9 protein-coding genes are annotated in these 8,694 nt (G+C 70.4%); all 9 read left to right on the top strand.

The window, feature by feature from the left end:
- Positions 1 to 269: ATP-binding protein (locus GHC57_RS14025; protein ID WP_170294884.1), on the top strand; the 269-nt coding region annotated here is incomplete at its 5' end.
- Between the two features lie 515 nt (positions 270 to 784).
- Positions 785 to 1,123 carry a DUF736 domain-containing protein gene (locus GHC57_RS14020; RefSeq protein WP_153345322.1) on the top strand — a complete coding sequence of 113 codons (339 nt, stop codon included), beginning with the start codon at positions 785 to 787 and terminating at the stop codon, positions 1,121 to 1,123.
- Positions 1,124 to 1,319: 196 nt separating this feature from the next.
- Complete coding sequence (locus tag GHC57_RS14015) at positions 1,320 to 1,571, top strand: helix-turn-helix transcriptional regulator (RefSeq protein WP_153345320.1); 252 nt, start codon at positions 1,320 to 1,322, stop codon at positions 1,569 to 1,571.
- The gene (locus GHC57_RS14010; RefSeq protein ID WP_153345318.1) at positions 1,568 to 2,104 is read left to right on the top strand and encodes a S26 family signal peptidase; all 537 of its coding nucleotides are present in this window, start codon (positions 1,568 to 1,570) and stop codon (positions 2,102 to 2,104) included. Before GHC57_RS14015 ends, GHC57_RS14010 begins: the two co-directional genes overlap by 4 nt.
- Positions 2,092 to 2,757: a lytic transglycosylase domain-containing protein gene (locus tag GHC57_RS14005; RefSeq protein WP_153345316.1), complete on the top strand. Its 666-nt coding sequence runs from the start codon at positions 2,092 to 2,094 to the stop codon at positions 2,755 to 2,757. The genes GHC57_RS14010 and GHC57_RS14005 overlap by 13 nt, the downstream gene beginning before the upstream one ends.
- Before the next feature lie 247 nt (positions 2,758 to 3,004).
- Positions 3,005 to 4,972 carry a relaxase/mobilization nuclease RlxS gene (gene rlxS / locus GHC57_RS14000; RefSeq protein WP_153345314.1) on the top strand — a complete coding sequence of 656 codons (1,968 nt, stop codon included), beginning with the start codon at positions 3,005 to 3,007 and terminating at the stop codon, positions 4,970 to 4,972.
- A gap of 164 nt (positions 4,973 to 5,136) precedes the next feature.
- Positions 5,137 to 7,173 carry a conjugal transfer protein TraG gene (locus tag GHC57_RS13995; RefSeq protein ID WP_153345313.1) on the top strand — a complete coding sequence of 679 codons (2,037 nt, stop codon included), beginning with the start codon at positions 5,137 to 5,139 and terminating at the stop codon, positions 7,171 to 7,173.
- Between the two features lie 130 nt (positions 7,174 to 7,303).
- A complete protein-coding gene (locus GHC57_RS13990) occupies positions 7,304 to 7,720 on the top strand; it encodes a CopG family transcriptional regulator (protein ID WP_153345311.1) in 417 nt (138 codons plus the stop codon).
- On the top strand, positions 7,717 to 8,685 hold the full coding sequence (gene trbB / locus GHC57_RS13985; protein ID WP_153345309.1) for a P-type conjugative transfer ATPase TrbB: 969 nt from the start codon (positions 7,717 to 7,719) through the stop codon (positions 8,683 to 8,685). Before GHC57_RS13990 ends, trbB begins: the two co-directional genes overlap by 4 nt.
- Positions 8,686 to 8,694: the final 9 nt, after the last annotated feature.

Here is an 8,694-nt window from a genome sequence, read left to right as displayed (position 1 = left end):
GCGCCATGATCCTGACGTCCAACCGGGGCTTCGCCGAGTGGGGCGACGTCTTCGGCGATCCCGTCGTCGCCACCGCGCTGCTCGACCGCCTGCTCCACCACGCCGTCGTCATCCAGATCGAGGGCGCCAGTTATCGCTTGCGCCAGCACGCCAGCCTGATTCCGGAAAACACCCTGGCGCGGCCGTCGACGTCACCACCGCCGGCGCCGCCAAAGCGCCGGGGCCGACCCCCCAAAAACAGGAGCCCAGATCAACAGCCCAACCAATAACCCTTCACGCCATGTGGGGAAAATTCGCCCGCCACTTCTGGGGAAATTTCACGCGGCGTTGACACTCCCTTGATCCTCGACAAGGCGTACGTCCGCCCATGCGGAGACGCGTATGGACCCGATACCGTCGCCAGGAACCGGCCCCGAATCCCGAGGATGGCGACGGTGCACGCGGTCTGCGGCCGCCCGATGAAGCCTGTCGTCTGTCCGTTGAAAGCATGCCCGACGATGGCCTTTTCGGTCTCCCATGGCGTCCGTGTCCTGCGCGCGGGACCATCCCTGCGTGTCTCCTGAAGGCCGTGAACCCGCGCCGCGTCGGTCCAACCCCGCGCCCCGACAAATTTCCCCTGGGTCCTTCGGCCCCATTCCTCGCGGAACAAATTTGCCGGGCCTTGGGGTCCTCCCCTGCGGTCCGGCCCTTCGCTGCGCTCCGGGTGGGCCGACGCGTCTCGCGGGCTCCCTGGCCGAGACATCGCAGGGATGGTCCCGGCGAGACACGGCTAAGGAGACCGATCATGGCCATCACCCTCGGCACGTTCACCAAGCAGGACGACAACAGCTTCATCGGCACCCTGAAGACCCTGAACGTCACCGCCAACCTGAGCATCGTCCCGGTCGCCAAGGCGTCCGACAACGCTCCCGACCATCGCGTCTACGCGGGCGCCGGACAGCGCTACGAGGTGGGCGCGGGCTGGAGCCAGGTCGCCAAGTCCAGCGGCGAAACCTACCTCAACCTCAAGATCGGCGCGCCTGAATTCGGCCCCCACTGGGTCCGCGCGCGGCTGGTCAAGCTGGAACGCCCCGGCGACGACGGCACCACCCACATCGCCCTGTGGGAGCCGCGCGATCGCTGATCCCGGCCTTCCACACGAGCCCCGCCCCGGTGCGCCGGTGGCGGGGTTTCGTGTGGTTGGGCCGGGTCTGGCCGCCCATGCCGTTGCTACGCCCAAGGGGGCTCGAAAACGCCCGCGCCCGTTTTCGAGCGTCCCGCGCCGCCCTCATGCCCGTCACCCTGGCCCCGTTGCATCCCCATACGAGGAGGACCCGGCCATGGACGATAAAAACGACTCTGGGGCCACCCGGGCGGCCCAGGCCAAGAAGGGCAGCCCGTTCCTGAACACCGCGCAGGCCGCGTTTTACGTCGGCCTGTCGCAGCGCACGCTGGAGAAAATGCGTCTGACCGGCGGCGGCCCGCGCTTCCGCAAGCACGGCCGGTATGTCCGCTATCACATCGATGATCTCGACGCCTGGTCGCTGGGCGAACAGCGCGTGTCGACCTCGGACGCGGGAGAGACGCCATGACCGCCCGCGCCATTCTGCGCCGCCGCCGTCGGCGCCAGGGGTCCGCCGTGCTGGCGCTGGCCGGCCTGGGCGTCGCCATTCTGTCGCTCACGCCCACAGAGCGGGCGATGCCATGGCTGGTGTGGAACGCGTCTGCCAGCGCGTCCGTCGGGCTCTATCGCGTGACCGACCGGCCCGCCGAACGGGGCGCACTGGTGCTGGTCCGACCACCGGCCGACGTGGCCGCGCTGGCCGCCGAGCGCGGCTATTTGCCGGCTGGGGTGCCGCTGATCAAGCGCGTTGCGGCGGTCGCCGGCGATCACGTCTGCGCCATCGGGTCGGCCGTCGTCCTGCACACCGTAACCGTCATTCGCCGCCTTGAGGCGGACGCCGCCGGCCGTCCCTTGCCGCGCTGGGGCGGGTGCCGCCGTCTCGCCGACGGCGAGGTCTTCCTGCTCATGGCGGAGACGCCGGACTCCTTCGACAGCCGCTACTTCGGGCCGGTGCCGCTGGCCTCGGTGATGGGGAGGCTCGTGCCGCTATGGACCGACTGACGCTCGCCCTGCTGGGCACGGTGGCGGTCGTGGCCGCTCCTGCCCAGGCCGCCGACGTGGCCGAATGGCGGCCCCATATCGCCGAGGCTGAACGCCGGTTCGACGTGCCGGCGGCCTGGATCGAGGCCGTGCTGGCCGCCGAAAGCGCCGGCGATCCGGCCGCCGTGTCGCCCAAGGGCGCCATGGGCCTGATGCAGATCATGCCGGCGACCTGGGCCGAGTTGCGCGCAGACCACCGCCTTGGGACCGACCCCTTTGCGCCGCGCGACAACATCCTGGCCGGTGCGGCGTACCTGCGCGCCATGCACGACCGCTTCGGCTTTCCGGGGCTGTTCGCCGCCTATAACGCCGGTCCCGGACGCGTTCAATCGCACCGGACGACAGGCGATCCGTTGCCCGCCGAAACAGTCGCCTACGTGGCGCGCGTGATGGAACTGATCGGCAAAAACTCGACGCCCGACCCATCGAAAAAAACGCCGCCGGACGCGTCGAATGGCGCACCAAATGCGCCCGCCAGCGTCACACAAACCACGCCGATTCCGTCCGGACGCGGCCTGTTTTTCACGCTCAAAACGCCGTCCGGCGCGTCGTTTTCGGCGTCAAAAAGCGGCCTGTTCGTGCCGCTGAATCCCGTCGCCGACGACACCGATTGACGCGGTTCCGAGGGCCATCGGCTCCGGTTTGGCGCTTTCGGGCGCGGTTTCCCCCCCCTCATGAGATCGCATGAGAGCGTCGGAGGGCGCAGACGGCAGGAAGGGGCACTGGAAGGCAAGATAAAAGAGGGCCTCACCATGTCGGCTATCCCCTTGTCTGCACATCATTTTTTCGGGAGGGCGCTGAGGCGCGGGGAGGTTTTCGCCTGGAGCGCATTGATATCCATTGTCTTTTCAGGAGGCCGCCATGGCCGAGGACGAGTTCACGCCGAAGCTGGGTAAACCACGTTCGCGCGGCTCCAAAAGCGCCAAGCGCTATGCCCATCAGGTCCTGGCCGCCGTCAACCGGGCCGGCGGTCGGGCCGCGCGCAAGTCCGGCGCTGGCCTCGGCCGCATCGGGCGCGGCGGGGCGCCGGCCGCCGCGCTGGCGGGACGGGGACGGTCGGCGTTGCGGTCGCGCCGCCGCGTGATCGTCAAGGCGCGCATCGTCCGCCTGGCCGGGAAGGGGATGGACACGGCGCGCGCCCACCTGCGCTACATCCAACGGGACGGCGTGACCCGGGATGGGGAGCGCGGCTCGCTCTATGGCGCCGACCGGGATAGGGAGGACGGCCGCGCCTTCCTAAACCGCGCCGACGGCGACCGGCACCAGTTCAGGTTCATCGTCGCCCCGGAGGACGGCGCCGAATACGACGACCTGCGGCCGCTCACCCGCCGCCTGATGGCGCAGATGGAAACCGACCTCGGGACTCGTCTCGATTGGGTGGCCGTCGACCACTTCAACACCGGCCATCCGCACAGCCACATCCTGCTGCGCGGCAAGGACGAGCGCGGCCACGATCTGGTCATCGCCCGTGACTACATGGCCCATGGCCTGCGCGAGCGCGCCGCCGATCTGGTCAGCCTGGACCTCGGTCCGAGGACCGAGCATGAGATCGCCCTGCGCGACCGCGCCGACATCGAAGCCGAACGCCTGGTGCCGCTGGACCGACAGTTGCGGTCGATGGCCGACGACGATGGCGTCATTTCACCGGTCGTCCGTGACCCGACCCGCCAGACGCTGTTGGCCGGACGCCTGCGGAAGCTCGAGCGGCTGGGGCTGGCCGAGGAAGCGCGACCCGGCCGCTGGCGTCTGGATCCAGGGTTCGAGCAGACGCTATCCCGCATGGGCGAGCGCGGCGACATCATCAAGACCTTGAACCGGGCGCTGGCCGACCGTGGGCGTGCGCCCGATCCGGGCGAGACCGTGGTCCACGATCCGGGCACCGCCGCCGCCCGTGTTGTCGGGCGGGTGGTGGCGCGTGGGCTGTCCGACGAGATCCGCGACCGGCAATACCTGATCGTCGACGGGCTGGACGGGCGCACCCACTATGTCGACATCGGTCCGGGCGACGGCACGGAGGCGACGCCGGAAGGGGCGATTGTCGCGGTCTCCCCGCGTGCGGTTCGGCCGCGCGACGTGGATCGCACCGTGGCCGCCGTCGCCGAGGCCCATGGCGGGCGTTACAGCGTCGACCGGCATCTGGCCCATGACCCATCCGCGACTGAGGCCTTCGCCGAGACCCATGTTCGCCGGCTGGAGGCCATCCGCCGCGCCACCGGCGCCGTCGAGCGCCAGCCGGACGGCACCTGGGTCATCGGCCCCGATCACCTGGACCGGGTGGCGGACTACGAACAGACCCGGGCGCGCGCCGCGCCGATGGTGGTGCGTGTGCTGTCGCCGTTGTCACTGGAGCGCCAGCTTGAGACCGACGGGGCGACGTGGCTCGACCGCGACCTGACCAGCGAGAGCCCGGAGGCGACCCGTGACGCCGGCTTCGGCCGCGAGGTACAAGCCGCGCGGTTGCGCCGGACCCGCTGGCTCATCGAGCAGGGCCTGGCCCGGGACGAGGCGGGAGGGGTCCGGTTCCAGCAGACCCTATTGGCCACCCTGCGCCGGCGCGAGATGACGCGGGCGGCGGGCGCACTGTCGGAGGAACTCGGTCTGCCCTATGCCGAGGCGCGGCCGGGCGAGCGGGTGGAGGGCATCTATCGCCGCGCCGTCGATCTGGCCAGCGGCAGGATGGCCGTGATCGAGAAGTCCCGGGAGTTCACCCTGGTGCCCTGGCGCCCGGTGCTCGACCGCCATGTCGGCCGGTCGGTCTCCGGCGTGATGCGCGGCGACACCATCTCCTGGACCATCGGTCGCCAGCGCGGTGGGCCGTCGATCTCGTGAACGGTGCGTTCAAGCGTCACCTTCAGTGCCTGCTTGATCCCACCGCACGTGGCGTCGTCGTACACCATCGCACCAGACCGCCGTTGTCCGGTTCGGGCCGCTGCCCGAGCCTTGTCCGCAGCGGCCCGGCATCCCCGCCGGGACCCGAACGAACGGACGGCGCCATGACCCCCACCAAGCTCTTGATCGGCCAGATCCTGGTCGTCTTCGCCATCGTGATCCTGGGTGTGTGGGCGGCGACGCAATGGGCCGCCGACATGCTGGGCTATCAGGCCCAACTTGGTGAACCGTGGTTCGTGCTGTTCGGCTGGCCGGTCTATCCGCCCTGGGCGCTGTTCGTCTGGTGGTTCGCTTTCGAGGCCTATGCGCCCGAGGTGTTCGACGCCGCCGGGCTGCTGGCCGGCATGAGCGGCTTCATGGGCGCGGCGGCGGCCATTGTCGGGTCGCTGTGGCGGGCGCGGCAGGGGCGCATGGTGACCACCTACGGCTCGTCGCGCTGGGCCACCCGCCGGGAAGTGGAGCGGGCCGGTCTGTTCCGCCCGGCCGGGGTGTTCCTGGGCCGGTTCGGGTTCCGGTATCTGCGCCACGACGGCCCGGAGCACGTCATGGCCTTTGCGCCCACGCGGTCGGGCAAAGGCGTGGGGCTGGTGGTGCCGACCCTGCTGTCCTGGACCGGCTCGGCCGTGATCCACGACATCAAGGGCGAGAACTGGCAGCTCACCGCCGGCTGGCGATCCCGGTTCTCGCACTGCCTCTTGTTCAACCCGACCGATCCTCGATCCGCGCGCTACAATCCCCTTTTGGAAGTCCGTAAGGGACCGCACGAGGTCCGCGACGTCCAGAACATCGCCGACATCCTCGTCGATCCCGAAGGGGCGCTGGAGAGGCGGAACCACTGGGAGAAGACCAGCCACGCCCTCTTGGTCGGTGCCATCCTGCATGTGTTGTATGCCGAGGAGGAGAAGACCCTGGCCCGGGTGGCCACCCTGCTGTCCGACCCCCGGCGCGGCTTCGCCCGCACCCTGCACCGGATGATGACCACCAACCACCTGGGCACCGAGGCCGAGCCGCGCGTCCATCCGGTCGTGGCCTCCGCCGCACGCGAGGTGCTGAACAAGTCCGAGAACGAACGCTCCGGTGTGCTGTCCACCGCCATGTCGTTCCTCGGCCTCTACCGCGACCCCACCGTCGCGGCGACCACCGCCGCCTGCGACTGGCGTATCGCCGACCTCGTGGACGCGTCGCGGCCAGTGTCGCTCTACCTGGTCATCCCGCCCTCGGACATCTCGCGCACCAAACCGCTGGTGCGTCTGGTGCTGAACCAGATCGGCCGGCGCCTGACCGAACGCCTGGAGGGCGACCCGACCAAGAGCCGTCGCCACCGCCTGCTGATGATGCTGGACGAGTTCCCGGCGCTGGGTCGCCTGGACTTCTTCGAGACCGCGCTGGCCTTCATGGCCGGCTACGGCATCCGGGCCTATCTGATCGCGCAGAGCCTGAACCAGATCTCGAAGGCGTACGGGGAGAACAACGCCATCCTCGACAACTGCCATGTCCGCATCGCCTTTGCCTCCAACGACGAGCGCACGGCCAAGCGGATCTCCGATGCGCTGGGCACGGCCACCGAACTGCGCGCGCAACGCAACTACGCCGGCCACCGGCTGGCGCCCTGGCTGTCGCATGTCATGGTCAGCCGCCAGGAGACGGCCCGGCCGCTGCTGACCCCCGGTGAGGTGATGCAACTGCCGCCCCAGGATGAACTGGTGCTGGTCTCCGGGCTGGCGCCGATCCGGGCCACCAAGCTGCGCTACTTCGAGGATGCCAACTTCACCGCCCGTGTCGTCAAGGCGCCGGCTCTCGCCGACGGGGCCTATGCCGATGTGCCGGAGTCCCGGCCTGACGACTGGTCCGGGCAGGTGCGCAGTCCGGACGCCCGCCTGGGCACCCCCGACGAGATCCGTGCCGCCCTGGAGCCGGACAGCGACGACGACGGTGGCGGCCTGCAGCGCCATCCCGGCCTGGCCGAGGAGACCGCGCCGGCTCCACCGTTGCCGGATCAGGCCGACCTGTTCGGCGCCGCCGACGAGGACTCCGATCCGGCCGCCGACAAGCGCGCGCTGGACCGCCTGACCCCGGCCGTGCGCGCCCACGGCGTCAACGAGGGCCGGCCCCGGGGCGAGGATCTGCTGCCGGGATTCTGAGCCTTCGGACCCTTGCGCACCCTGGGGCGGGCAAGGGCGTACATAACCGCTCTCAGCGATTCCGCCCCTTCGCGAGAGCCTTGCTTCGATCCATGCCGCCGACCCTCGCGGCCAAACCGGAGCAAGCCCCATGCGCCGTCCCCGCATTCGCCATCAGTGCCTGCTGGAGGCCGACCTCAGCGACCGCCTGGACGCGGCCGCGCGTCATCCCTCGGCCACCAAGTCCGCCATCATCGCCGATGCCCTGAAGGCGTGGTTCGAGCGCAAGGGCCAGCATGAGCTGGACACCCGCTTCGGCCCGCGCCTGGACCGGCTGTCGCGCGGGCAGGATCGGATCCGCCGCGACCTGGACGTGGTGCTGGAGAGCCTGGCGCTGTTCGTGCGCTACCAGCTCACCCAGACCGCCCACCTGCCGGAGCCAGACGCCGCCGCCCGCGCGCAGGGACAGGACCGCTTCCAGCGCTTCGTCGATCAGGTCGGCCGCCGTCTCGCGAAGGGTGAGGGGACTCTGCGGCCAACCGACGCGGACACGGAGGTGCGGTCATGATCCCGCATCCGGAAGCCGACGACCGCCGCCGCGCCATGCTGCGCACCGCCATGGGACCGGTCATCGCCGAAGCCCTGGCCGACCCCGCCGTGCTGGAGGTCATGGTCAACCCCGACGGCAGCCTGCGTCTGGATCGCCTGGGCGAGGGGCGCATCGACACCGGCGCCCGCCTGGGCACAGCCGAAGCCGAACGCATCATCCGGCTGGTGGCCTCGCACGTGCGCGCCGAGGTCCACGCCGACAGCCCGGTCGTCAGCGCCGAACTGCCTTCGGGCGAACGCTTCGAGGGGCTGTTGCCGCCGGTCGCCCCGGCACCCTGCTTCGCCATCCGCAAGCCGGCCTCGCGGGTCCACACCCTGGCCGATTACATCGCCGACGGCATCCTGACACCCATCCAGGCCGACGGCCTGCGCGCCGCCGTGCGCGCGCGACGCAACATCCTCATCGCCGGCGGCACCTCGTCGGGCAAGACCACGCTGGCCAACGCCCTGCTGGCCGAGGTGGCGTCCGATGACGAGCGGGTGATCCTGATTGAGGACACCCGCGAGCTTCAGTGCGCGGCGCCCGACTGCGTCAGCCTGCGCACCCGGCGCGGCCATGTCTCGCTGGCCGATCTGGTGCGCTCCACCCTGCGCCTGCGCCCCGACCGGATCATCGTCGGCGAGGTCCGGGGGGCCGAGGCCCTGGACATGCTCAAGGCCTGGAACACCGGCCACCCCGGCGGCATCGCCACCCTCCATGCCAACTCCGCCCGCGCCGCGCTCTACCGCATCGAACAGCTCTGCCAGGAGGGCGTGGTCACCGTCCCCCGGCGCCTGATCGCCGAGGCCATCGACCTCGTCGTCTTCATCGCCGGCCGGGGCTCGGCCCGCCGGGTCGAGACCGTCGCCGCCGTCACCGGCCTCGACGGCGCGGGCGACTACGCCGTCGCCACCCTCACTCCGGAAGGGCTCGCCGCCCTCTGAGTCCGATTC

It is taken from the genome of Roseospira navarrensis (assembly GCF_009601025.1).
In the GTDB taxonomy this organism is placed as follows: domain Bacteria; phylum Pseudomonadota; class Alphaproteobacteria; order Rhodospirillales; family Rhodospirillaceae; genus Rhodospira; species Rhodospira navarrensis.
This window is presented reverse-complemented; position numbering and strand designations above follow the sequence as displayed.

Excerpts from the sequence above, each read along its gene's own strand:
- GHC57_RS14020 (WP_153345322.1), top strand. The coding sequence starts at position 785 with ATGGCCATCACCCTCGGCACGTTCACCAAGCAGGACGACAACAGCTTC.
- GHC57_RS14015 (WP_153345320.1), top strand. The coding sequence starts at position 1,320 with ATGGACGATAAAAACGACTCTGGGGCCACCCGGGCGGCCCAGGCCAAG.
- GHC57_RS14010 (WP_153345318.1), top strand. The coding sequence starts at position 1,568 with ATGACCGCCCGCGCCATTCTGCGCCGCCGCCGTCGGCGCCAGGGGTCC.
- GHC57_RS14005 (WP_153345316.1), top strand. The coding sequence starts at position 2,092 with ATGGACCGACTGACGCTCGCCCTGCTGGGCACGGTGGCGGTCGTGGCC.
- rlxS (WP_153345314.1), top strand. The coding sequence starts at position 3,005 with ATGGCCGAGGACGAGTTCACGCCGAAGCTGGGTAAACCACGTTCGCGC.
- GHC57_RS13995 (WP_153345313.1), top strand. The coding sequence starts at position 5,137 with ATGACCCCCACCAAGCTCTTGATCGGCCAGATCCTGGTCGTCTTCGCC.
- GHC57_RS13990 (WP_153345311.1), top strand. The coding sequence starts at position 7,304 with ATGCGCCGTCCCCGCATTCGCCATCAGTGCCTGCTGGAGGCCGACCTC.
- trbB (WP_153345309.1), top strand. The coding sequence starts at position 7,717 with ATGATCCCGCATCCGGAAGCCGACGACCGCCGCCGCGCCATGCTGCGC.